Raw genomic sequence first — 22,169 nt, forward strand, 5'->3', positions numbered from 1 at the left:
GGGCGACCGCTACCTCGCCCTGCGGGTGACGGCTGCCGAGGCGGAACGCTTCAACCCGTTCGCGGCGCTCGTCCGCCTGCCGGGGCGTCGGGACCTGCGGCAGACCAGCCTCGCGGCGGTCGCGACCCCGGCCGGCGATCCCGATCCCGGCTACTACGTGCTGGCCTACCGGGCGCCGCGGGCGAGCGCCGAGGACCTGATGGATCACACCTGCGGGGCGACTGACGGAGCCGCGACGCCGTAGGCCGCGTGCCGCCGACGTCGACCGTCATCCGCAGGTCGCTCCGTGCCGTCGAGCCGAACCGGATCGGGGCCGACGAGGCGAAGCGTCGTCACGCACGAGCGCCTTCGCGCGACAACCGGTTGCCTCGACAAGGCGATCCCGGCGCTTATCCTCCACTGATGCGCTTTCCCGAAGCCAGCCGTCACCACGTCCAAGGCGGCCTGCCGCGCGATCGTCCGGATGCCTGAGACGTCGGACCGATCGCCGCGCTGCGTCCACTACGTCGGCTTCAAGGACGATCGCTACTGGAACGCCGTCCGGATCTTCGGCGGTCCCCGGGTGATCCACCGCCGCTGGGATTGGTTCGCGGTCCACGATGTCGGGCCCGACGACGTGGTCGTGTTCGCCGAGGGCGATGCCAGCCAGCCGATGGCGGCGTGGAACGCGACCGACATCGACGAACGCTGGCTCACCTGAGCCGCCGGCCCGCCGTACGCCGGACCATGATCGGGCTGCGGCACTCGAAGCAGCGCGAGCGTGCGAACCGAACCCGGATGGCGGCCGTTGATGCGCCATGACCAATCCGACATCCGCCCCAGCGTCCGACGCGATCATCGACGCCCGCCGCCGCGAGATGGCGGTCGAGCACCTGCTGTTCGGCACGATCCGCTTCGTCGCGCAGCGCCATCCGGAGCTCCTCGACGAGCTCGACGGCAGCCTCGACCACCTGTGGGACAAGGCCCACGGCGAGGCCCGCGACGACGAGGCGGTGCGCGAGATCGCGCGGCGCTTCATCAAGAGCCTGCACGCCGAGAGCTAGCAGCCGCACGGCCACCCGCGACCTCTCGGGTTCGATGTCCCACAGGGCCGCCTTCGAGGCGGGCGGTGCCGCAGGCGGCCGGCACCGCCAGCCGCGGACCGATGCGGCCGGTGGAGAACGCATCCTCGCGCAACGGCCGCTGTTCATGCCGGTGCCGTCGGCCTCGGCGCGTGGGCGGCGCCTTCGCATAGCCCGCCGAGGTCCGGCCCCGGCAAGCGCGAGGACCGAAACCCGCACTTAATTTCTTGCTTTGGGAGTGCCGGCGCGTCCGCCAGCCGACCGGCACCTTGCAGCGCGGGTGCAGCGCTAAACTTCAGGACGTGCGGCACCGCGCAGGCGCCGTGGATCGCGTCGATCAGGTCGATCGCAACAACCCGCCTCTGCAGGTCGAGCGCCGTGTCGAGAAGCGGCCCGAACGCGCCCGCGCCGACCTTACCGACCCGGACGTCGATCCGACCGAACGGCCGCACGGGCTCGGCGGCGATGGCCGCCACCGCCTCAGGATCGGTCGCGTCGGTCGGGGTCGCGACCACCTCGTCGTCGCCGGCCCGGAACTTACGACCGCGTGGCATCGGGCCCACTGATACGGCGCGCGGCCGGAACGACGCAGCCCGCGCGCGCCATGAACGTCCCAGCGGCCGCATGGGCGATACCGCTCGATGCGCCGGTCAGGACGACGGTCACCATTGGAGTTCGGACATGCTCGCGCTCCGTCGCGACGTGCTTCGCGAGGCGAGCAGGTCCGGGTTCGCGTCCTGCGCGCGACCCTTACGACATAGGCGTTTGCCGGGTTGGGGTGCCACGGCCAGATCGTGCAGGCGAGAAGAAGCTTGACCGCAGCAACTAGTACGAACGCATTATACTAGGAAATCCGGCCTATGACTTATGTCATATGCGCGTTCTTAAGTTTGTTGAAGTCAAAGGACGGAATTTATCGTAATAGAGCGCAATGCAGGTGCATCTCGTTACGCTCGGCTCACACGGCGACGTTCTGCCGTTCCTTGCGCTCGCCTCCGCCCTCAAGCGGCGCGGTCATGCCGTCGCCCTGGCGGCGCCGGCGCCGTTCGGCGGGCTGGCGAAGCGGGCCGGGGTCGATTTCCACGCTCTCGGCACGCAGGCGGATTACGAGCGCACCATCCGGCACCCGGATCTCTGGCATCCGCGGCGCGGGGTCGCACCGCTTCTGCAGACCCTGTCCTCGGCGACCGAGCCGGTGTTCGACTGGCTGCGCACATGGTGGTCGGCCGAAGGCGGTGTCGTCGTGGCCTCCCCCAACAGCCTTGGCGCCCGCGTCGCGCAGGACAAGCTCGGCCTGCCCCTGGTGACGCTCCACGTCGCGCCGTTCCTGATCGAGAGCCGCCGCGACGCCCCCGTTCTTCCGGGCCTGCCGCTGGCGCACCTCCTGCCGTCGCGCACGCGGCATTGGCTCGGGCGGGGCGGGGATCGCTACGTCGTCGACCCGGCGGTGCTGCCCGGCCTGAACGCGTTTCGGGCGACCCTCGGCCTGCCGCCAGTCCGCCGGCTGCGCCACTGGTGGAACAGCCCGACGCGGATGGTGCTCACCTGCCCGGACTGGTTCGCCGAGCCGCAGCCCGATTGGCCCGAGCAGGCCGTGCAGGTCGGCTTTCCGCTCTCGGATCGCTTCGGTGACCGGGACGGGCTCGACCCGGAGGTGGCGGCCTTCCTCGACGCGGGCGCGCCGCCCATCGCCTTCACCTACGGCTCGGGAATGCGCCAGGGTCGGGCGTTCTTCCGCACCGCGACCGCCCTGTGCCGGCGCATGGGCCGCCGCGGCATCCTGCTGGCGCCGCAGGCCGATCAGGTCTCCGACACCCTGCCGCCGGAGATCCGGCACGTGGCCTACGCGCCGTTCAGCGCGCTGCTGCCGCACTGTGCCGCCCTGGTCCATCACGGCGGCATCGGCACCGTGGCGCAGGCGCTCACCGCCGGCATCCCGCAGCTCGTCGTTCCGGTGGCGTTCGATCACTTCGACGAAGCCGCCCGCTTGAGGAAGCTCGGCGTGGGGGCGACGCTGAGCCGTCGCCGGTTTACGCCGTCACGCGGCGCGCGCGTCATGGATCGGCTCCTGACCTCCCCGACCGTGGCGCACGCCTGCCGCGAGGCCGCGCAGCGGGTCGCGCACGAAGACGGGCTCGGCGCGACCTGCGATGCCGTCGAGCAGGCGATCGCGGCGTGAGCCCCGGCATGACCACGAAACGTCGGTCGTACCCAGTGACGGGCGACGGCCCGGCCGATTGAGCGGTCGCGACCGTCGGGGCGACCCTCTGCGTGAGGTCAGGCTCGCGACCGCGACCTCCGCGGCACCTGACCACAGGCTCCGAACCGGGTGGCGAACGGACGGTTGGCCTCGCGACCATGGGTGGCATGGGCGGGCCTGCCCGGCATGTCGCGACGAAGGAGGTTCCGGGTGCCGTTTTCACCGAACAAGGCGATCTGCGTCCTCGGCTGCGTCGCCTGCCTGCTGGGGCCGGCATGGCCTGCCGCGGCGCAGAGCACGGGCTACGTCACCGGCTTTCCGGGCAAGGATCCGGCCGGCGACGACGAGATCGGGTGGGGGCCGGCCTACAGGCCGGAGACGAGCTTCTCGCAACCCGGCACGCCGCCGACGCCCGGCGATTTCGCGGGCGCGGCCTATCGGGCGCGCACGGGCCGCGGGCCCTACGACGACGTGCAGAACGTCCGTAGCATGCGGCAGGTCCGTATAGAGCCCGGCGAGCGGTTCGCGACGCCATCGCAGCGCATCGTTCGCCCGGGTCGGATCGGCAGGCGGTCAGCGGCCGCACACGGCCACGTCCGGCACCGGGCGGCACGGCAGGCGATCCGATGAAGGGGCCCTTTCGCGTCGACCGTGACGCATCTTCCGCGCGAGGGTGACGCTACAGGAAGTCGATCTTCCGGGCGAAATAGTCGCTGTGCGGATTGACGCCCATCGGCTCTGACGAGACGAAGGGCCGGGCCGCCTGGAACACGATCATCGCCATGATGGCCGCCATCGACCCACCGACCGGTGCCGATACGATGGCCAGGACCGGCGAGTATTTCCAGAGCAGCAGAGTCGTGATCGCGAGCCCGACGGCCGACGCCAGCACGATCCGAAAGATGCAGCATTCCGACGGTTGCATGCTTGCCTCCCAACCTGGGCACGTAAATCATAGGTTGTTAACATTGCCAAACATTCAATCGTGCCGTGTGTGCGTACTCAGCCGCAAGGCATGACCGCGGCTTACCGCGCGCAGGCTTCGGCCTCGCGGTTTTTCGGAAGGCTGTTGCACCCCGGTCACGCTGGATCACGGCGGGCAACGATCCACCGGCGGCGTCTCCTGCGATCATCCTGGCACCGACCTTGCTCCGGATGGTGCATCGCGACGTGTTGCGACGTAGCGTGCGCACCGGCACGTCACGGCCGAGGTCGGATCGCCATCTCCGGATCGACGCAGATCGCGGTGCGGCTGCACCGCCGGCGGATCGCTTCGCCACAACCGGTAAGGATGCCAAGCATGAAACTGAAGCTGTTCAGCTACGCGATGATCGGGGCCTTCGCTTTCGGCCTCGTTGCGACCGTCATCGGGACGGCCAGCGTGATTGTCGGCTTCTGACCGAAGGACTTGGGGCGCGCGCGACGGGGCAAGGTCCCGCCGCGCGCGTCCCATGCTGGATCGGACCCACGCATTCAGGGCCCTGGTTCGGCGGTGATCGAACGCTAGGTGCGTGTGCTTGAGCGACGGCGATCCGCCGGCGCGAGCCGGACACCGTCCCATGGCCTTGGAAAAGCATTCCGATCAGGATGCGCACCTTTCCGCCACCGATCCGAACATCGTGGCCTTCGCCATGATCGAGGGTGGGCGGGTGATCCACGTCGAGATCCCGGTCGACGTGATGCACGCTGAGTTCGGCGCGACCAAGCTCGGGCCGGTCGACTTCTTCGAGTCGCATCGTGCCGTGATCGAGGGAACCGCGAAGCAGACCTATGAGCGCCTGTCCGAGCCGAGCGACCGCGTTCGGATCGGTGCTGCGGATTTTGCCGCGCCGGGCTCGCGGGCCAATGCGGCGGACGAGGTGACCTGACCGAGGACGGACCGTCGAGGCTCCCCGGCTTGAACGCGACCGGCACCGCGGATCATGCCGTCGGCGCCGCTCGGAACATCGCGATGCGCTTGCGAGAACCGCGACTGATCGCAGGACGTTGCTCTTCCGAACTGGAGAGTCCCCCATGCCCGATCAGATCGCCAACACCGAAGATCTCGCGAACACCACCTATGACGCCGGCCGTCCCGCCGACGCTGGGGAAACGCGTGATGCGCCAGCTGCCCGGAAGCCCGAGGAAGGCCTGACCGACGCGACCAGTTCCGAGCCTCTCCCGGTGCCGGGAGAGGATGCCGAGGTCGGCCTGGCCCAGAAGGGCACCGGCGAGGCCGCGGTCGTCCGCCGCGAAACCAAGATCTGAAGGACCGCCCGCATGACCGCCGACACAACCGACACCCAGGCCCAGCGGATGCCGCAGGGAAAACCGAAGCCGGACGGCGCGGCGATCACGCCCCAGGACACCGTCACCGGGGAGACCAAGCCGGGCGCGGGCCCGATGGACCGGCCGGGAACGGAGGCCGAGGATAAGGCTCGGCGTCCGTAGGCCGTCAGGCGCGGCTGGACCCGACGACGCGAACTCGCACCCTGTCCCGAACCCGGATCGGCGCGAGCCGCTGGGTTCGCCATGCCATAGGGTTCGATCGGCGAAGCGACGCCGCCACGCGGTCGCGTCGAGGCCGCGTGGCCTCCGGCAGCGTGACGGCATCGGCGCTCTCGGCGAGACGGACCCGATCAGCCGGTCTTCTCGACGGCGCTCGGCAGGACGAGCGGCGGCGTCTGCTGGTGCTGGATGACGCGCCAGACCTCGTGCGACACGCGTCGATAGGTCGAGGTGCAGTTCGCCTGATACGCCTCGTCGTCGCGCGCGGCCTCGACGTGGTAGGCGACCACGATGATGCCCTCCTGCGGCCGGGCGATCTGGCCCTTCGAGAACGCGACCTCGGTCCATCGCGGCGTATGAGCGACGGCCTCGATCGCCTGGGTGCCGCTGAGCACGAAGGGCGGGTGCGGCAGCACCATGAGGCATTCCTCGTCGACGAGTTCGCGATAATGGTCGGGACTGCCGTCCCAGAGGCTCTTCTCGAAAGACCAGACCCGGTCGTCGTCCATGGCATTCACCTCAAGCAGCGGGAAGTCCCTCGGAGAAGTGCGGTCGCACCGCTTCGTTCCGTCGTGCCGCGACCCTGCGAGCGGGTCGACCGCTTGAGGCTCGGGTCTTCCGAAACCGTAAAACAGTATCGTCGACGCGCCCGAACGTGCTTGGCCCGACGTCGCGCAACGACCTTCGGAGAGGGTCATTCCGGCTCGGCGACGTCCCGCACTGTGCTTCGGAAGCCTTATCGGACCGCGGCCGAATTCTGACGCCGGGCCGGCCGCCGCAGTCGCTTTCCGGTCGGCCGAAGCTCCGATGTCTAAATTCGGCACATCATCGACGGCATCGCTCTTGCCGAAACTTGGTGCGTTCGCCATTTCTTGTCTCACTCACGGACAAGCGGGGGCCCGCGATCCGGGATCGAAACGATGTCCTCATCAACGACGGAACGGCTCCTCGATGTCGGCGGCCCCTTGAGCCGCCGATCGACGGTCATCGCCAACGTGCGCTGGTTCCGAAAGCTCGCCGCGCGCGCGCTTCGCGACGGCGCGCCGAATGGGGAGGTGCGGGCGGCCAACGCCCGAGCCGCCGCGCGCATCCTGATCCGTCAGGGGAAGCGCGAAGCCCTGGTCGACCGCATGATCCGTGAGGCGCAAGGGGCCGACGTTTAGGCCTTCCGCACCGATCCACGCCCTTCGCGAACAGTCCGCCGGCGCGCCGCAGCCACGCACCGGCGGCCGACGGTCAGTGCCCGGCCGGCGCCGGCTGACCCGGCTAGAGCCAGGTCTTCAGCGCGTCGAGCCAGCCGGCATGCAGCACGACCCAGCTCGGCAGGGCGGGCAGGACGTTGGCGGCCGAGCCGTTCCAGCGGCCGGCGAGGGTCTGGCGGCTTTCCGCATCCATCTCGCGGATCTTCAGGTCGAGGATCTTTTCCTGGATCGGCAGCGTCTGCATCTGCGCTTGAGCCGACTGGGCGTTCTTCATCGCCACGAAGGTCAGGTCGATCGCCTTCTGGATCTCGGGGTTGTCGAAGGTCAGACCCTCGGCGTAGCCGAGCGTCGTCACCGTGATCCCCATCGGCTCGTAGACGCGCCGGACCTCCTTCTCGACGGCCTCGATGATCGCGGCCTTGCCGCGGATCGCCTCGTCGGTGGTGCGGCGGCCGAACTCCTTGGCCATCGCCGCCTGAACGGTGCGGTGGACGTTCTCGTCGACCACCTCGGCCAGCGACTTGCCCTGGATCACGCTCGCGAAGTTCACCTGCGGGTCGCTCGCATTGCCGCCGGTGGCGCGCGCGCCGAACCAGTAGACGAACTTGCTCGCATCCTCCTCCTTCACGAAGGCCGAGACGACGACGCCGGTGCGCAGGGTCACCGATTCCGCGGTCTCGAAGCGGATGCCCTGGTCCTTGGCCGAGGTGCCGCGATCGGTCGAGCTCACCCATTCGCGCGAGACCGGCGACCGGTCGACGAGCATCAGCCGCGCGGCGGGCACGTAGTAATCGTAGGCCCAGCCGGGATTGCGGATCAGCGTGTGCGGGATCTGGACCCGCTTCATCGCGACCTTGCGCTCGTTCAGGAACTGCTCGGACATGAAGGCGGCCTGGCCGGACTTCGATTCGCCGACCTCGGGGATGAGGAAGGCGGTCTGGTTCGGCAGGACCTCGACGAATTCCGGGTAGTCGCGGGTGTCGTAGTAGGCCTGCGCCGGCTCGGGCTGCGCCTCGACCAGCAAGCCCGCGACCGCGAGCCCGGCATATCCGGCCCCGCGCCGTCCGACGCACCAGATCGCGGCGATCAGGGCCAGGGACAGGATTGCCGCGAAGGGGCCGGCGCCGTTCAGGGCCGTCGCGGCCCAGGCGGTCTCGGCCGCCGGCCAGTCGGCATCCTGGAACTGGCGGGCCGCGATGCGCCCGGCCTCCGCGGCGCCGAGCCGGTCGCCCGGCCCTGCACGCAGGACGAAGACATCCGTGCCGACAACGAGCGTCGTCAACGCGATACGAAGCGTGGTGCTCATGGATGGGGTCTGCAGCGAGACGTGAGATGCCCCAGATGGCCTGGGGCCGTCACCGTGGGCGGAGGGCACGCCGGAGTCTCGCCGGGGCCGCGTCGCGCGGTGCTCGCCGACCGGGATGGCGGCGAACGACGGTGATCATCGCGCCGCGTCGTGTGCGCCGCAACACCAAAGCGACAGGCGGAGCGTGCGGCGCTAACAACGAAGCCATGCGACCCTTGCAGGTCGCCGGCCTCACCGGCCGAGGGACGGGCCGCCGGCCGCGCCGCCGGTGCCGGGCGGTCCGCTGGTCGGCGTCCCGCCGATGTTCACGCTCGGGGTGGTACCGGGCACGGACGAGTTGCTCGGGTTGGCCTCGTTGCCGCGGGTGATCGGGCTCGGGCCGAGGTCGCGCGCTCCGCCGCCGACACCGCCGGTGCCGGGAGGGGCGGTGACGCCGGTATTGCCGGCGCCGCCCGTGACGATCTGTGCCGAGGCGGGACCGCTTAGGAGAACTCCGAGCGCGGAGGCGAGTGCGATCGTCGAGCGTGTCATCGGGCCGTCCATTTCATGAGAGGTCGCACGGCAACGGACGGAAGCAGGCGCGGTTCATCCGAAACCCGGGGGATTCGGCAGGCCGACCACCGGCCTATCCTCGACGGCATCGCTGCGAGGTCGTTCAGGTCGCTGTTCGATGGCTGGCACCGCTTCTCGACCGGTCGACGGGGTTGCCCTAGGCTCCGGCGGCACGAGGATGTCCGGCATGCGAGGGCGCGGAGTGAGGAGCGTGCGTTTCCCGGAGCGATCACGTCCGTCGGCCCCGCCGTCGACGTTCTCTGCGGTGCTCGTGGCGATGGTCGCCCTCGTGCCGGCGGCGTCCGCGGCGCCGCGCGGGGACGGATCTCGGCACGTCGTCGTGAAGTACGGCCTCAGCTTCCTCAATCTCGGCGTCGGCACCGCGGATCTCACGGCCGACCTCACCCCCGAGCGCTACGCGATCGGCCTCACCGGGCGCCTCACCGGTCTCGCCGGCTGGTTCTTCCAGGGCGACGGCACGGCGCGGTCGAGCGGGCGCCTGTCGCCGGCCGGCGCGGTGCCGAGCACCTTTCGGATCGACAGCCGCTACGGCACCGCACCGGTGCGCGTGCTGGTGACGTTCGATGCCGGCACCGTCCGCAAGGCGGAGGTCGAGCCCGAGCCGCAGCCGAAACCCGATCGCGTCCCGGTCACCGCCGCCGACACGACCAACGTCACCGATCCGATCGGCATGCTGGCGGTGCAGGTCGGCCCCGGCCCGCTGGTCCCCGCCATGTGCGATCGGCGCATCCCGGTCTTCGACGGCGCCGCCCGCGCCGACATCGCGCTGTCGCGCGGCACGGTGGTCCAGGTCGCCGCCGGGCCCTACCGCGGGCCCGCGCTCGAGTGCCGGATCCGCTGGATCCCGGTGGCGGGCCACCGCGCCAAGGGCTCGTCCGTGCGCCGGATGTCGGAGAACGACGACATGCGCGTGCGCCTGGCCCCGATCACGGAAGCCGGGCTGCTGCTGCCGCTCTCGATCGCCGTCGGCACCGGCTGGGGCACGGCGCGCATCGAGGCGACGAGCTGGAATGCCGCGCCGGCCAAACCCGCCGACGCGGATCCATGAGGTCGGCTCGGGGCTTTCGGCATCGCGGCCCATGTTCGGACCCGGCGCCTCGAACGTCGGGCAAAGGCCGCAGGAGGACGATGCGATGCGACGCCCACCCTTTGCGATCCGATCGCTCGCGGCCCTGGCGATGATCGTCCTCCCGGTCGCGGGCATGCCCCGCGTCCAGGCTCAGACCGTCGCGGCGCCGCCGTCCGGCTCCGCGGCGGCGACGCCCGACAACGCGATCTTGCTCACGGTCTTCCTGAAGCACGACCAGTCGCGTCCGCTGGCCGAGCTGAACGCGCAGCTCACCCGGCAGGGGTTCTACAAGGCCTTCCCGCCGCCCGGCATCGAGGTGGTGTCGTGGAACGTCGTGATGGGCATCGGCCAGGTCATCGTCCTGCGCCTGCCGGCGAACCGGATCCGCGAGATCAACCGCGTGCTGGAGGATACCGCCTGGGGCGCCTACCGGACCGAGTTCTACCCGACCTACGATTACAGGGCCGTCGGCCTCGGCGAGCACGAGAAGGCGCAGTAGGCCGCACCGATGACGACCGGTCAGGCCCGGCTTCGGCTCGGGCCACGGCGTTGAGGGCCGCTCTCGCGAGCGTCGTCGCAGACGTCTTGCGCTCCCCGCGGGCGTCCCTCGCCGATGCCCGCCGGCGGCATCGGCGCGGCGGACACGTCGCGCGGCGGATCGCCCGATGCGGCATCTCGAGCCGATGTTTCAGACCGGACTTGGTCTGGCTCCCTGTCCGTGGCATAATCAGCGCATGAGCGATACATCAATGAACATCCATCCGTACTCCCTGGAGATCATTCCCCCGAAGGCCGACGGCGGCTCGTATCAGTGGGCCATCCGCAAGAATGGCAAGCTGACCCAGCGCTCCGACCGGAGCCTGCCGAGCGAGGCGAAGGCCCGCGAGAGCGGCCTCGGCCAGATCGAGAAGCTGCTGTCGGGCGTCGGCGACCGCTAAGGCCCACGACCCTTCAATTTGCGAGACAGGAACGGCGCGGCCCCCCAGGGTCCGCGCCGTTCCGCTTTCCGAGCGTCGTCGTCGCCGCATCCCCGGGCCGGACGACAGGGTTCGACCGCAGGACGGTTGCCATGTCCGCCCCGGCGCCAATGTAAGGCTCATGCTCGAAACGAACCGCCAAGCCCAGACCATCGTCGCCAAGCCGGACGCGCCGCCGACTCTCGACGCGCTGACGCGCCAGCGCCTCGGGCGCCATCTCCAGGCGCTCTACGAGCCGGTGATCGACGAAGCGCTCGATCCACGCCTGGCCGAATTGATGCGGCAGCTCGACGACGATCGACAGGGCGGTTCCTGACGCCGCGTTCCGAAGCGGGGGGAACGCTGCGCTCCGTCATCGGTACGGAACGTCCGACGCTTGCATGGTGCGTCGCAACGTACTATTGGTGCGTTGCGGGATAGCGATGGCGTCGCGGTCCTGCTGCCCATCTTGGGCGTTTCCTCCCTAGACTTCGGGCCGCTCCTTTCGGGGCGGCCTTTTTTCTGTCCGGGCCGTCGCGTCGACCGGGGACGACACGTCCTGGCAAGCACGCTGATGCGCGATCCGGCGGACGGCGTTATCCTCGTCCGGCCGAAGCTGCGATCCGAACCTCGGTCCGACGGAGCGGATGCCCGCCCCACCGCGTGCGAGGGACTCGACGCATGAGCAACGTGATTCGTCCCACCTTTGGCCGCCAGCCGCAACCCGTCGACGCGGAGTCCGACGAGGCGGCCTATCAGCCGCTTCGGGTCTACGGCGAGGCCGCCGGCCACGTCGTCGCCCTGGTCGAGGATCCCGACGCGCCGGCCGGCGCCGTGCTCAAGGTCGTGGTCGGGCCGCTTTCGGGAAACATCGTCGAGGCCGTCGCGGTCCTGCCCCGGACAGAGGCCGGCGAGATCGATGCCGAGCTCGTCGGCATGGCGGTGCTGCGCACCCTCGCGCTGATGGATTAGGGCGTCGGCCCGGGAAAGCCGCCGTTGCCGGTGCGCCGAGACGCGACATGCGCATCCCCAAAGGCGCGGCGATCGGGTAGCGTGTCGCCCGATCGGAGGACCGCACCGGCAACCTCCCCCATCCCGGCCACGGACGGGTCGAACCCCATGCCAGCCCTCGACCCGTTGCGCGACCGCCTCGGGGCGGCCCCGGCGCTCCACGATCCGGACACCGCCGCCGCCCGGCTCGGCGACGTCGAAGGCGCATTCCCGGCGGGGTTCCTCACGCCGCCCCTGCGGGCGCTGCTCCTCGGGATCGCCGACCATTCCCCGTTCCTGTGGCGGCTGATCGCACAGGCGCCGGAGCGCTTCGCCGCCCTGGTCGAGAAGGCCCCGGAAGCGTCCGACGCGGCGATCACGGCGCGCCAGCGCGCCGCCGGGCGCGCGGGCGGCACGAAGCCGGACCTCGTCGCGATCGGGCGAGCGCTCCGGTGGAACCGGGCGGAGCATGCGCTGCTCGTCGCGCTGGCCGATCTCGGCGGGCTCTGGGACCTCCCGACGGTGACGAAGGCCCTGTCGGACTTCGCCGACGCGTCCGTCGGCGCCGCGGCCGACGCGCTCCTGCTCCAGGCGGCCGGGGCGGGGAAGCTGCATCCGCCCGACCCGGGCGACCCGCAGGCCGGTTCGGGGCTCGTCGTCCTCGGCCTGGGCAAGCTCGGCGGGGGCGAACTCAACTATTCCAGCGACATCGACCTGATCGTGTTCTTCGACGCCGCCCGCGCGCCGCTCGCCGACGGCGTCGAGGTGAAGCCCTTCTTCGCCAAGGTCGCGCAGGGCATCGCCAAGCTGTTAGAGGAGCGCACCGCCGAGGGCTACGTCCACCGGGTCGATTACCGGCTGCGGCCCGATCCCGGCTCGACCGCGGTGGCGCTCTCCACCGATTTCGCCTTCGACTACTATCAGTCGCTCGGCCAGAACTGGGAACGGGCCGCCTTCATCAAGGCTCGGCCGATCGCCGGCGATCGCGAGGCCGGCGCGCGCTTCCTGGCCGAGCTGAGGCCGTTCATCTGGCGCAAATACTTCGACTTCGCCGCCATCGCCGACATCCACGCGATGAAGCGCCAGATCCACGTGGTGCGCGGGCACGAGGCCCTCGCGGTCGGCGGCCACGACATCAAGCTCGGCCGCGGCGGCATTCGCGAGATCGAGTTCTTCGTCCAGACGCAGCAGCTGGTCTTCGGCGGACGGCGCCCGGAGCTGCGCGGCAGCCGGACGGTGCCGATGCTGGGCCGCCTCACCGACGCCGGCTGGATCACCGAAGCCGCACGGGACGAATTGCACGCTGCCTACGCGTTCCTGCGCACGATCGAGCATCGCCTGCAGATGCGTCGCGACGAGCAGACGCAGCGCCTGCCGCTCGAGCCGGACGATCTCACCGCCTTCGCACGCTTCTGCGGCTTCGCCACGCGTGCGGCGTTCGAGGCGGCGCTCCTGCACCATGCCGGCCGTGTCCAGGCCCATTACGTGCTGCTGTTCGAGACCGCGCCGAGCCTCTCGGCCGAGGTCGGCGACCTCGTCTTCAGCGGCAGCGAGGACGATCCCGCGACGCTGGCCACGCTTTCGGCGCTCGGCTTCGCCGAGCCGGCGCGCACGATCGAGACCGTGCGCGGCTGGCATTTCGGCCGGCGCCCTGCGGTGCGCACCGCGCGCGCCCGCGCCGTCCTGACCGAGCTGCTGCCGAGCCTGCTCCAGGCGCTCGGCGGCACGGCGGAGCCGGACGCGGCGCTGAACACCCTCGACCACGCCTTCGGCCGGATGCCGGACGCGGCCGAGCTGCTGACGATCCTGCTCGCGCACGAACGCCTGCGCCTGCTGTTCGCCGACATCCTCGGCACCGCGCCGCGCCTCGCGGCGACCGTCGGGAGCGGCCCGCACGTGCTCGACGCAGTGCTCGATCCCGACTTCGTCCTGCCGACCACCGATGCGGGGGCGATCGCCGCGCAGTACCAGGCGCTGGTCGGCAGCCCGGGGGACCACGAGACCTTCCTCGACCGCAGCCGTGACGCGGCCCGGCAGCTGCGCTTCGTCACCGGAGCGCGGCTGCTCTCGGGCATCCTGTCGGCGGCCCAGGCCGGCGAGGCCTATTCCGGGATCGCCGAAGCCGCGGTCGCCACCAGCCTCGCGGCGGTCGAGCGCGGGTTCGCGGCGGAATACGGCACGGTGCCGCAGGGGCGCTGCGCGATCCTCGCCGTCGGCCGCCTCGGCTCGCGCCAGCTCACGGCGGAATCCGACCTCGACCTCATCGTCGTCTACGATTTCGACCCCGAGGACCGCACCACCACGGGCCCGAAGGCGATCGACGCGGTGGTGGCCTACAACCGCCTCGCCCAGCGGCTCTACGCGGCGCTGACCGTCCAGACCCGGCGCGGCGGCCTCTACGCCGTCGACCTGCGCCTTCGGCCGGGCGGCGAGCACAGCCCGACCGCGGTGCAGGTGCGGGGCTTCGTCGCCTATCACCAGGACGAAGCCGAGGTCTGGGAGCACATGGTGCTGACCCGGGCGCGCGTGATCGCGGGCGATGCCGGCCTCGGCGGCGAGATCGCGGCGCGCATCCGCGAGACCGTGGCGCGGCCGCGCGACGCGACCGCGGTGTGCGCGGCGGTGCGCGACATGCGCGGGCTGGTCGCCCGCGAGAAGGGCCATCGCGGGCCGCTCGACCTGAAGCTGGCGCCGGGCGCCCTGCTCGATCTCGAGTTCCTGGCCCAGGCCCTCGTGCTCGGCCACGCGCAGGCCGATCCCGATCTGGTCGGCGCCACCGCCGACGCGGTGCTGGAGCGGGCCGGCGCCCGCGGGATCCTCCCCATCGACACTGCAACCCGGCTCGCCGACGCCTATCGGCTGTTCGACACGGTGCATCATTGGCAGCGGCTGGTCGGCGCGGACGGGTCGGCGCCGTCGCGCGGCGCGCTGGCCCGCATGGCCACGGCGATGGGCGTCCCAAGTGCCGAGACCATGGTCGCGCAGATTCAGGCCGAGCGGCGCGCGACGCGTAAGATCCTTCTCGCTCTTCGACGCCCGAAGCACTGACGTCGCCCCATCGTTCGACGCCGAACGACTTTGCCGAGCTTCAAGGCGGGTATCGTAGGTTGTGGAAATCTGCCACAACCTTGACCGCTCGGCATCACCACTGGTGTCGCGCGGTCGGAGACCATCGTGAACGACGCACCGCGCCCCACCGACCTGAGGACCCTCGCCACAGCGGCACCCGGGGCGGGGCAGCGCCGGTTCGCCGGCCTCGCCTGCGCGGCCTTCACCGCGCTGTCCTTCGCGCTGCTCCCGGTCGCAGGCCGCCCGACGGCCCCGATGCCGGGCTTCGTGGCGAGCTATCAGTCCGCGCTCGTCGTCGTCTACGCGGTGACCACCGTGCTGTTCTTCGCGCAGTACGGCCGCACCCGCTCGGTGCCGCTGCTGGTGCTCTCGGCAGGCAGCCTCTACGTGACGCTGATCGTCGCGGTTCAGCTTCTCAGCTTTCCGAACGTGTTCGGTGCCGACCGCATCCTCGGCTCGAGCCCGGCGACGACGACGTGGCTCTGGACCCTGTGGCATCTCGGGCCGCCGCTGTTCGCGCTCCCCTACGCGATCATGGAGGGCGACGGCCGTACGAGGCTGATCGCACTCGACCGATCCGCGCGTGCCGGGATCGCCACGGCGATCGGCGTCGCGGCGGCGGTAGCCGGCCTGAGCTACCTCGTGGTCGTCCATGTCGATCGGCTGCCGACGACGGTCGTCGGCGACGACTACTGGGCGCTGACCACCTCCGGCATCGGGCCGGCGGTCGTCGCGCTCACCCTGGCCTCGCTGGCGATCCTCTGCTGGACGACGCGCCTGCGCAGCCTGCTCCAGCTCTGGCTCGCGGTCTCGCTGTTCCTGCTGCTCCTCGACAACCTCGTGACGCAGACGGGCGCGGCGCGCGGCACCGTCGGTTGGTTCGCCGGGCGGATCGAGGCGCTGATATCGGGCGTCGTCGTCCTGTGTGCCTACCTGCGCAAGGTCGATCTGCTCTACGGCCATGCCGAGCGCATCGCCGAGGCGCGCGAGCGCCAGCGCGCCGACCTCCAGGCCGCACGCGACCACCTCGCCATCGCGTTGGACGCCGCCGACATGGGCGACTGGGAGTTCGACCTCGCCGCCGGCGCCTCCCGCCGGAGCCTGCGCCATGATGCGATCTTCGGATACGACGCCCTGCAGCCGCGCTGGGACGTCGCGACGACCCTCGCCCACGTCGTCCGCGAGGATCGCGACGTCGCGGAGGCGGCCTTCGCCGCCGTCGCCGCCACCGGATCGCTCGACCTGCAATGCCGCATCCTGCGCGCCGGCGACGGCGCGACGCGCTGGATCGAGCTCAAGGGCCGGGCGGCGCGGGACGAGGCCGGCCGGGCGACCGGCCTCGCCGGAATCGTCGTCGACGTCACCGCCCGCCAGGACGCGGACGAACGCCTGTATCAGGCTCAGAAGATGGAGGCGATCGGCCAGCTCACCGGCGGCATCGCGCACGACTTCAACAACCTGCTGACCATCGTCATCGGCAACCTCGACATGATCGTCCGGCGCCCGGGCGACGCGCAGCGGGTGGAGCGCCTCGCTGGCTCGGCGATGACCGCGGCGCGGCGCGGTGCCGAGGTGACCGAGAAGCTGCTGTCCTTCTCGCGCCGGCAGGTGCTGCGGCCCGAGACGGTCAACCCGAACCGTCTGCTGAAGGATTTCCACACCCTGCTGCAGCGCGCCGTCGGCGAGACCATCGCCGTCGAATTCGACCTCGACCCCGCGCTCGATCCGGTGCGGCTTGACCCCGGTCAGTTCGAGAGCGCGATCCTCAACCTCGCGGTCAACGCCCGCGATGCGATGCCGTCCGGCGGCCGCCTTCTGATCCGGACCGAGAACCTGACCGTGACGGGCGAACCGGGTGCCGCGCCGCCGGAACTCGCGCCCGGGCACTACGTCCACGTCGCGGTCAGCGACACCGGCCTGGGCATGGAGGCCGGCACCGCTTCGCGCGCCTTCGAGCCGTTCTTCACCACGAAGGAAGTCGGCAAGGGCACCGGCCTCGGGCTGAGCCAGGTCTACGGGTTCGCGCGCCAGGGCGGCGGGCAGGTCGTGCTGCAAAGCGAGGTCGGCACGGGCACGACCGTGTCGATCTACCTGCCGCATTCGAAGGAGCAGCCCGCAGCGGCCCGTCCCGAGGGCCCGATGCCGCTGCGCCGAGCGACCGACGGCGAGGTGATTCTCGTGGTCGAGGACGAGCCGGCGGTGCTCGACATGGCGGTCGAGAGCCTGAGCGAGCTCGGCTACCGCACCCTGACCGCGACCCGTGCCGCCGAAGCGCTCGCCCGCCTGCAGGGGCCGGAGCGGGTCGACATCCTGTTCTCCGACGTGGTGATGCCGGGCGGCATGAACGGGGTACAGCTCTCCGTCGCAGCGCGTCGCCTCCGGCCGGACCTGCGCGTGTTGCTCGCCTCCGGCTACACGGCGTCCGCGTTCGGCGAGGACGGCCTGCCGGCCGACCTGCCCCTGCTCAACAAGCCCTACGGCCGCGAGGATCTGGCCGACAAGCTGCGGGTGGTCATGGGGCGGCGCTGAGGCGCGCCCGGCGGTCGAGGAACCACGCCAGCGCGATCATCGCCGCGAGGCCGCCGAGGTTGACGCTCACCTGCAGCGGCCAGCTCGGCCCGAAGGTGCGGTAGCTGATCCGCCCGATCAGCGCCGCGAGGCAGCCCAGCGCGAACACTTCGAGCGAATGGCGCCCGCACCATTCGAGCGGCCGCAGGCGCGGGCTCGTCGCGAGGCGGTGGAGCACGGGAGAGCCGAACAGGAGGTAGATCAGCGCGAGGATGTGCAGGAGCCGCAACGGCGAGACCCGGGCCTTGTCCGGCACCGCCATTTCGAACGGCCTCATATCGGGCAGGCCGAAGACGTCCCAGGGGACGGCCTGGAACAGCGAGACGGCGAGATAGGCCCAGCACGCTGCCGTGAGCCAGGCGCGGCGCGCCAGCAGTCCGTCGCCGGCCGCGACCATCACGGCGAGCGCCATCCCGATCGCGAACAGGAACTGCCAGGCGAACGGGTTGAAGTACCAGCCGTCGTCGGCCGCCGCGTTCGGCAGGTTGAGGGCCGGGTCGAGGTTGGCCAGCACCCAGACCAGGCCCGACAGGCTCAGCACCGCCCACACGCTGCGGCGGATGCCGGCATAGTAGAGCGGAAACGCCGCCAGCAGCACGATGTAGAGCGGCAGGATGTCGAGGTAGTTCGGCAGGGCGTTAAGCAGGAGCCCGCGCCACAGGCCGGACCACAACCCCATCTGCAGCAGCGGCGCGACCCCGAAGCGGGGGACGAGGCCGGTCGCGTCCATCCAGGCGCGCACGATCAGCAGGGTGGCGAGCAGCAGGCCGGCCTGGAACACGTAGATGCGCAGGCACCGCATCGCGATCCGCTTCAGGGTCTCCGGCACGCCCGCCCGCCGGAACAGGCCGCCATAGGCCACCGTCGCCGAGTAGCCCGCGAACAGAACGAACAGCTCCGCAGCATCCGAGAAGCCGAGATTGTGCGGCGTGATCAGCGCCGGCGCGTTGTTCGGGATGTGGTCGATGAAGATGATCAGCAGGGCGAGGCCGCGCAGGACGTCGACGCGCGGGTCGCGCTTGCGCGACGCAGGTGCGGGATCGGTCACGCGGGCAGTCGGAGGAGAGCGCAGGGCATCGGCATCTCGGAAGGCGTCGCCGCATGCTCTCGCACGCGGCGGGCCGGTCGAGCCAGCGCGCATCGCGGCGGCGCAGGCGCGATCCGATCACGATCGAACGACGGCCGGCCGGAGCGTCCGCGGGAGACGGCCGCAAAGCGGTCTCCGCGTGAGCCGACCGTATGCGGCCCCTACATCGCCAAGGCGCAATCGCGCCTGGCGTTTCAACCGCCTTGCACGGAGCGGCGTCGGGGCCGAATGACAGAAAGCGGCAGGATAATACGTTTCGCAGGCCTCTTCAGGTCTGGTATATTGCATACCTGCTGAATCGATGCATGATGCAGACACGCGAACAGAGAGTCGCAGGCGGAGGAGACCGGGATGGAACGTCAGGACGCCCCTGCGGCGAAATGGTGGCAGCTCGCCTTCGGCGTGCTCTGCATGGCGATGATCGCCAACCTTCAATACGGCTGGACGCTGTTCGTCGACCCGATCGACGCGGACCACCATTGGGGCCGGGCCTCGATCCAGCTCGCCTTCACCGTCTTCGTCGCCACCGAGACCTGGCTCGTGCCGGTCGAGGCCTGGTTCGTCGACAATTACGGCCCCAAGGTCGTCGTCGCCTTCGGCGGCGTGATGATCGCCCTGGCCTGGGTGATCAACGCCTACGCGGGATCGCTGCCGGTGCTGTATCTCGGCGCGGTGGTCGGCGGCATCGGCGCCGGATCGGTCTACGGCACCTGCGTCGGCAACGCACTGAAGTGGTTCCCGGATCGCCGGGGCTTGGCCGCCGGCGCCACCGCCGCCGGGTTCGGCGCGGGCGCCGCGATCACCGTCGTGCCGATCGCGAAGATGATCGCCTCGAGCGGCTACCAGAGCGCGTTCCTCACCTTCGGCCTGATCCAGGGCGCGGTGGTGGTGTTCCTCTCGATCTTCCTGCGCAAGCCGAGGCATGCCGGGCCGATCCAGCGCCGGCGCCACAACCTGCCGCAGAGCCAGGTCGACCGCACCCCGAGCGAGACCGTGCGCACCCCGGTGTTCTGGGTGATGTACGCGATGTTCGTGATGGTCGCGGCCGGCGGCCTGATGGCGGCGGCGCAGATCGCCCCGATCGCCCACGACTTCCACGTCGCCGACGTGCCGGTGAGCATGCTCGGCCTGACCATGGCGACGCTCACCCTGGCGATCTCGCTCGACCGGATCTTCGACGGGTTCGGCCGGCCGTTCTTCGGCTGGGTCTCCGACCAGATCGGGCGCGAGAACACGATGTTCATCGCCTTCTCGACCGCCGCGGTCGCGGTGCTGCTGCTCCTGAGCTACGGCACCACCCCGGCGGTGTTCGTGCTGGCGACCGCCCTCTACTTCGGCGTGTTCGGCGAGATCTACTCGCTGTTCCCCGCCACCTGCGGCGACACGTTCGGCTCGAAGTTCGCCACCAGCAATGCCGGGCTGCTCTACACCGCGAAGGGCACCGCCTCGTTCCTGGTGCCGTTCGGCAGCCTGATCGCCGCGGCGTACGGCTGGTATGCGGTGTTCGGCATGATCGTAGCCCTCAACCTCGCCGCGGCGGCGCTGGCGATCTTCGTCCTGAAGCCGATGCGGAGCCGCTACCTCGCCCTCGACGCCACGCTGCCGGTGCCGAAGGCCGAGCCCGTCCGGATCGCCTGAGGCGGCGGGTCCGTCGCTTCAGGGCCCGCCCCCTTCGACGATCGCTCGATCGACCCGCGCGCGGCGCGGATCCTGCGACCAGCCATCCGGGGCCGAGGCCCCGGAGCGGCCCAACATTCATCCATTCGGGAGGCCGAGATGTCCGCACGCGCCCAAGTCATCGATATGCACACCGCCGACGTCAACATGGCCGAGGCCGACACGCAGCCGGCGCTGACCGACGGCTTCCACCTCGTCATCGACGCGCTCAAGCTCAACGGCATCACCACGATCTACGGGGTGCCCGGCATCCCGATCACCGATCTCGGGCGCCTCGCCCAGGCCGAGGGCATCCGGGTCATCTCGTTCCGGCACGAGCAGCATGCCGGCAACGCGGCCGCGATCGCCGGCTTCCTGACGAAGAAGCCGGGCATCTGCCTCACGGTCTCGGCGCCGGGCTTCCTCAACGGCCTGACGGCGCTCGCCAACGCCACCACAAATTGCTTCCCGATGATCCTGATCTCGGGCTCCTCCGAGCGCGAGATCGTCGACCTGCAGCAGGGCGACTACGAGGAGATGGACCAGCTCGCCATCGCCAAGCCCCTGTGCAAGGCCGCCTTCCGCGTGCTGCACGCCGCCGACATCGGCATCGGCGTCGCGCGCGCGATCCGCGCCGCCTGCTCGGGCAGGCCCGGCGGCGTCTACCTCGACCTGCCGGCCAAGCTGTTCGCGCAGGTGATGGACGCGGAAGCCGGCGCGAAGTCGCTGGTGCAGGTGATCGACCCGGCTCCCGCCCAGATCCCGGCGCCGGAGGCGATCGCGCGCGCGCTCGCGGTGCTGAAAGGCGCCGAGCGCCCCCTGATCATTCTGGGCAAGGGCGCCGCCTACGCGCAGGCCGACGCGGCGATCCGCGAGCTCGTCGAGAGCAGCGGCATTCCCTACGTGCCGATGAGCATGGCCAAGGGCCTCCTGCCCGACACCCATCCCCAGTCGGCCGGCGCGGCGCGCTCGACGGTGCTGAAGGAGGCCGACGTGGTGCTCCTGATCGGCGCCCGCCTGAACTGGCTGCTCTCGCACGGCAAGGGCAAGACCTGGGGCGCGCCGGGCTCGAAGAAGTTCATCCAGATCGACATCGAGCCGCGCGAGATGGACTCGAACGTCGAGATCGTGGCGCCGGTGGTCGGCGACATCGGCTCCTGCGTCGCGGCGCTGCTCGACGGGATGAAGGGCGGCTGGCCGGCGCCGCCCGCCGCCTGGACCGACACGATCAAGGCGAAGAAGGACGCCAACATCGCCAAGATGGGCCAGCGCCTCCTGAAGAACTCCACGCCGATGGACTTCCACGGCGCGCTCGGCGTGCTGCGCACCATCATCAGGGAGCGGCCGGATGCGATCCTCGTCAACGAGGGCGCCAACACCCTCGACCTCGCCCGCGGCGTCATCGACATGTACCAGCCGCGCAAGCGCCTCGACGTCGGCACCTGGGGCATCATGGGCATCGGCATGGGCTTCGCCGTGGCGGCGGCTGTCGAGACCGGCAAGCCGGTGCTCGCGGTCGAGGGCGACTCGGCCTTCGGCTTCTCGGGCATGGAGGTTGAGACGATCTGCCGTTACGAGCTGCCGGTCTGCATCGTGGTGTTCAACAACAACGGCATCTACCGCGGCACCGACGTGAACCCCTCGGGCGCCGCCGACGTGGCGCCGACCGTGTTCGTGAAGGACGCGCGCTACGACAAGATGATGGAGGCCTTCGGCGGCGTCGGGGTCCACGTCACGACGCCGGACGCGCTGCGCGAGGCGGTCAACACGGCGATGGATTCGGGGCGGCCGACCCTGATCAACGCGGTCATCGACCCCGCCGCCGGCACGGAGAGCGGCAACATCGGCAGCCTCAACCCGCAGAGCACCGTGAAGCGGAAGTAAGGCGAACAGATCGGGGCTCGTAACCCGTCGATCGACGCCGAGCCCGTCATTCCGGGCTCGG

General features: G+C 70.6%; 24 protein-coding genes. 18 read left to right on the forward strand and 6 right to left on the reverse strand.

Annotation, left to right across the window (positions count from 1 at the left end; all coding sequences use genetic code 11):
• The 3 genes from MKK60_RS03085 to MKK60_RS03095 form a co-directional block, all read left to right on the forward strand.
• A partial coding sequence (locus MKK60_RS03085; protein WP_243983904.1) for a CDP-diacylglycerol diphosphatase occupies positions 1-244 on the forward strand: 244 nt, incomplete at its 5' end.
• Between the two features lie 219 nt (positions 245-463).
• On the forward strand, positions 464-700 hold the full coding sequence (locus MKK60_RS03090; protein ID WP_147726758.1) for a hypothetical protein: 237 nt from the start codon (positions 464-466) through the stop codon (positions 698-700).
• A gap of 97 nt (positions 701-797) precedes the next feature.
• Positions 798-1,043 (forward strand): hypothetical protein, encoded by a 246-nt coding sequence (locus tag MKK60_RS03095; RefSeq protein ID WP_243983905.1) that lies wholly within the window; start codon positions 798-800, stop codon positions 1,041-1,043.
• 143 nt (positions 1,044-1,186) lie between these two features.
• Here MKK60_RS03095 and MKK60_RS03100 read toward each other — a convergent pair whose 3' ends face one another.
• Positions 1,187-1,576 (reverse strand): hypothetical protein, encoded by a 390-nt coding sequence (locus MKK60_RS03100; RefSeq protein ID WP_243983906.1) that lies wholly within the window; start codon positions 1,574-1,576, stop codon positions 1,187-1,189.
• A 416-nt stretch (positions 1,577-1,992) separates the two neighbouring features.
• Between MKK60_RS03100 and MKK60_RS03105 the strand changes: the two genes are divergently transcribed.
• Positions 1,993-3,240 carry a glycosyltransferase gene (locus MKK60_RS03105; RefSeq protein ID WP_243983907.1) on the forward strand — a complete coding sequence of 416 codons (1,248 nt, stop codon included), beginning with the start codon at positions 1,993-1,995 and terminating at the stop codon, positions 3,238-3,240.
• Between the two features lie 231 nt (positions 3,241-3,471).
• A complete protein-coding gene (locus MKK60_RS03110; protein WP_243983908.1) occupies positions 3,472-3,891 on the forward strand; it encodes a hypothetical protein in 420 nt (139 codons plus the stop codon).
• A 49-nt stretch (positions 3,892-3,940) separates the two neighbouring features.
• Here MKK60_RS03110 and MKK60_RS03115 read toward each other — a convergent pair whose 3' ends face one another.
• The gene (locus MKK60_RS03115) at positions 3,941-4,153 is read right to left on the reverse strand and encodes a hypothetical protein (RefSeq protein WP_243983909.1); all 213 of its coding nucleotides are present in this window, start codon (positions 4,151-4,153) and stop codon (positions 3,941-3,943) included.
• 667 nt (positions 4,154-4,820) lie between these two features.
• Here MKK60_RS03115 and MKK60_RS03120 point away from each other — a divergent pair.
• From MKK60_RS03120 to MKK60_RS03130, 3 genes are all read left to right on the forward strand, one after another.
• Complete coding sequence (locus tag MKK60_RS03120; protein WP_147841014.1) at positions 4,821-5,129, forward strand: DUF1488 family protein; 309 nt, start codon at positions 4,821-4,823, stop codon at positions 5,127-5,129.
• 145 nt (positions 5,130-5,274) lie between these two features.
• On the forward strand, positions 5,275-5,508 hold the full coding sequence (locus MKK60_RS03125; RefSeq protein WP_243983910.1) for a hypothetical protein: 234 nt from the start codon (positions 5,275-5,277) through the stop codon (positions 5,506-5,508).
• Between the two features lie 12 nt (positions 5,509-5,520).
• On the forward strand, positions 5,521-5,691 hold the full coding sequence (locus MKK60_RS03130; protein ID WP_187274663.1) for a hypothetical protein: 171 nt from the start codon (positions 5,521-5,523) through the stop codon (positions 5,689-5,691).
• Positions 5,692-5,879: 188 nt separating this feature from the next.
• Here the strand turns inward: MKK60_RS03130 and MKK60_RS03135 are convergent, their stop codons facing one another.
• On the reverse strand, positions 5,880-6,257 hold the full coding sequence (locus MKK60_RS03135) for a DUF4440 domain-containing protein (RefSeq protein WP_147841012.1): 378 nt from the start codon (positions 6,255-6,257) through the stop codon (positions 5,880-5,882).
• A gap of 411 nt (positions 6,258-6,668) precedes the next feature.
• On the opposite strand from MKK60_RS03135, the gene MKK60_RS03140 reads away from it, so the two are divergent.
• Positions 6,669-6,911, forward strand: coding sequence for a hypothetical protein (locus tag MKK60_RS03140; protein WP_243983911.1), 243 nt, complete (start codon positions 6,669-6,671; stop codon positions 6,909-6,911).
• A 103-nt stretch (positions 6,912-7,014) separates the two neighbouring features.
• Here the strand turns inward: MKK60_RS03140 and MKK60_RS03145 are convergent, their stop codons facing one another.
• Both MKK60_RS03145 and MKK60_RS03150 read right to left on the reverse strand, forming a co-directional pair.
• Positions 7,015-8,256, reverse strand: a complete 1,242-nt coding sequence (locus MKK60_RS03145) for an SPFH domain-containing protein (RefSeq protein ID WP_243983912.1) — start codon at positions 8,254-8,256, stop codon at positions 7,015-7,017.
• A gap of 231 nt (positions 8,257-8,487) precedes the next feature.
• Positions 8,488-8,787 carry a hypothetical protein gene (locus tag MKK60_RS03150; protein ID WP_147726742.1) on the reverse strand — a complete coding sequence of 100 codons (300 nt, stop codon included), beginning with the start codon at positions 8,785-8,787 and terminating at the stop codon, positions 8,488-8,490.
• Positions 8,788-9,019: 232 nt separating this feature from the next.
• On the opposite strand from MKK60_RS03150, the gene MKK60_RS03155 reads away from it, so the two are divergent.
• The 7 genes from MKK60_RS03155 to MKK60_RS03185 all read left to right on the forward strand — a co-directional run bounded on the left by MKK60_RS03155 (position 9,020) and on the right by MKK60_RS03185 (position 17,442).
• Positions 9,020-9,877, forward strand: coding sequence for a DUF3108 domain-containing protein (locus MKK60_RS03155; RefSeq protein ID WP_243983913.1), 858 nt, complete (start codon positions 9,020-9,022; stop codon positions 9,875-9,877).
• Positions 9,878-9,962: 85 nt separating this feature from the next.
• Positions 9,963-10,397 carry a hypothetical protein gene (locus tag MKK60_RS03160; RefSeq protein WP_243983914.1) on the forward strand — a complete coding sequence of 145 codons (435 nt, stop codon included), beginning with the start codon at positions 9,963-9,965 and terminating at the stop codon, positions 10,395-10,397.
• Positions 10,398-10,632: 235 nt separating this feature from the next.
• Positions 10,633-10,836 (forward strand): hypothetical protein, encoded by a 204-nt coding sequence (locus tag MKK60_RS03165; RefSeq protein WP_243983915.1) that lies wholly within the window; start codon positions 10,633-10,635, stop codon positions 10,834-10,836.
• 160 nt (positions 10,837-10,996) lie between these two features.
• A complete protein-coding gene (locus MKK60_RS03170; RefSeq protein ID WP_147726735.1) occupies positions 10,997-11,191 on the forward strand; it encodes a hypothetical protein in 195 nt (64 codons plus the stop codon).
• 344 nt (positions 11,192-11,535) lie between these two features.
• The gene (locus MKK60_RS03175; RefSeq protein WP_243983916.1) at positions 11,536-11,826 is read left to right on the forward strand and encodes a hypothetical protein; all 291 of its coding nucleotides are present in this window, start codon (positions 11,536-11,538) and stop codon (positions 11,824-11,826) included.
• Positions 11,827-11,973: 147 nt separating this feature from the next.
• On the forward strand, positions 11,974-14,892 hold the full coding sequence (locus MKK60_RS03180; protein ID WP_243983917.1) for a bifunctional [glutamine synthetase] adenylyltransferase/[glutamine synthetase]-adenylyl-L-tyrosine phosphorylase: 2,919 nt from the start codon (positions 11,974-11,976) through the stop codon (positions 14,890-14,892).
• Between the two features lie 126 nt (positions 14,893-15,018).
• Entirely contained in the window at positions 15,019-17,442 is a 2,424-nt protein-coding gene (locus tag MKK60_RS03185) for an MASE4 domain-containing protein (protein ID WP_243983918.1), read from the forward strand.
• On the opposite strand, the gene MKK60_RS03190 is transcribed toward MKK60_RS03185, so the two are convergent.
• Complete coding sequence (locus MKK60_RS03190; protein WP_243983919.1) at positions 17,426-18,529, reverse strand: OpgC family protein; 1,104 nt, start codon at positions 18,527-18,529, stop codon at positions 17,426-17,428. The two genes, MKK60_RS03185 and MKK60_RS03190, sit on opposite strands and share 17 nt — an antisense overlap.
• A gap of 390 nt (positions 18,530-18,919) precedes the next feature.
• On the opposite strand from MKK60_RS03190, the gene oxlT reads away from it, so the two are divergent.
• Entirely contained in the window at positions 18,920-20,206 is a 1,287-nt protein-coding gene (gene oxlT / locus MKK60_RS03195; protein ID WP_147726225.1) for an oxalate/formate MFS antiporter, read from the forward strand.
• Between the two features lie 138 nt (positions 20,207-20,344).
• Complete coding sequence (gene oxc, locus MKK60_RS03200; protein ID WP_147841004.1) at positions 20,345-22,108, forward strand: oxalyl-CoA decarboxylase; 1,764 nt, start codon at positions 20,345-20,347, stop codon at positions 22,106-22,108.
• Positions 22,109-22,169 lie beyond the last annotated feature (61 nt).

It is taken from the genome of Methylobacterium sp. J-092 (assembly GCF_022829325.1).
Taxonomy (GTDB): Bacteria; Pseudomonadota; Alphaproteobacteria; order Rhizobiales; family Beijerinckiaceae; genus Methylobacterium.

Excerpts from the sequence above, each read along its gene's own strand:
- MKK60_RS03090 (WP_147726758.1), top strand. The coding sequence starts at position 464 with ATGCCTGAGACGTCGGACCGATCGCCGCGCTGCGTCCACTACGTCGGC.
- MKK60_RS03095 (WP_243983905.1), top strand. The coding sequence starts at position 798 with ATGACCAATCCGACATCCGCCCCAGCGTCCGACGCGATCATCGACGCC.
- MKK60_RS03105 (WP_243983907.1), top strand. The coding sequence starts at position 1,993 with ATGCAGGTGCATCTCGTTACGCTCGGCTCACACGGCGACGTTCTGCCG.
- MKK60_RS03120 (WP_147841014.1), top strand. The coding sequence starts at position 4,821 with ATGGCCTTGGAAAAGCATTCCGATCAGGATGCGCACCTTTCCGCCACC.
- MKK60_RS03125 (WP_243983910.1), top strand. The coding sequence starts at position 5,275 with ATGCCCGATCAGATCGCCAACACCGAAGATCTCGCGAACACCACCTAT.
- MKK60_RS03130 (WP_187274663.1), top strand. The coding sequence starts at position 5,521 with ATGACCGCCGACACAACCGACACCCAGGCCCAGCGGATGCCGCAGGGA.
- MKK60_RS03135 (WP_147841012.1), bottom strand. The coding sequence starts at position 6,257 with ATGGACGACGACCGGGTCTGGTCTTTCGAGAAGAGCCTCTGGGACGGC.
- MKK60_RS03140 (WP_243983911.1), top strand. The coding sequence starts at position 6,669 with ATGTCCTCATCAACGACGGAACGGCTCCTCGATGTCGGCGGCCCCTTG.
- MKK60_RS03145 (WP_243983912.1), bottom strand. The coding sequence starts at position 8,256 with ATGAGCACCACGCTTCGTATCGCGTTGACGACGCTCGTTGTCGGCACG.
- MKK60_RS03150 (WP_147726742.1), bottom strand. The coding sequence starts at position 8,787 with ATGACACGCTCGACGATCGCACTCGCCTCCGCGCTCGGAGTTCTCCTA.
- MKK60_RS03160 (WP_243983914.1), top strand. The coding sequence starts at position 9,963 with ATGCGACGCCCACCCTTTGCGATCCGATCGCTCGCGGCCCTGGCGATG.
- MKK60_RS03165 (WP_243983915.1), top strand. The coding sequence starts at position 10,633 with ATGAGCGATACATCAATGAACATCCATCCGTACTCCCTGGAGATCATT.
- MKK60_RS03170 (WP_147726735.1), top strand. The coding sequence starts at position 10,997 with ATGCTCGAAACGAACCGCCAAGCCCAGACCATCGTCGCCAAGCCGGAC.
- MKK60_RS03175 (WP_243983916.1), top strand. The coding sequence starts at position 11,536 with ATGAGCAACGTGATTCGTCCCACCTTTGGCCGCCAGCCGCAACCCGTC.
- MKK60_RS03180 (WP_243983917.1), top strand. The coding sequence starts at position 11,974 with ATGCCAGCCCTCGACCCGTTGCGCGACCGCCTCGGGGCGGCCCCGGCG.
- oxlT (WP_147726225.1), top strand. The coding sequence starts at position 18,920 with ATGGAACGTCAGGACGCCCCTGCGGCGAAATGGTGGCAGCTCGCCTTC.
- oxc (WP_147841004.1), top strand. The coding sequence starts at position 20,345 with ATGTCCGCACGCGCCCAAGTCATCGATATGCACACCGCCGACGTCAAC.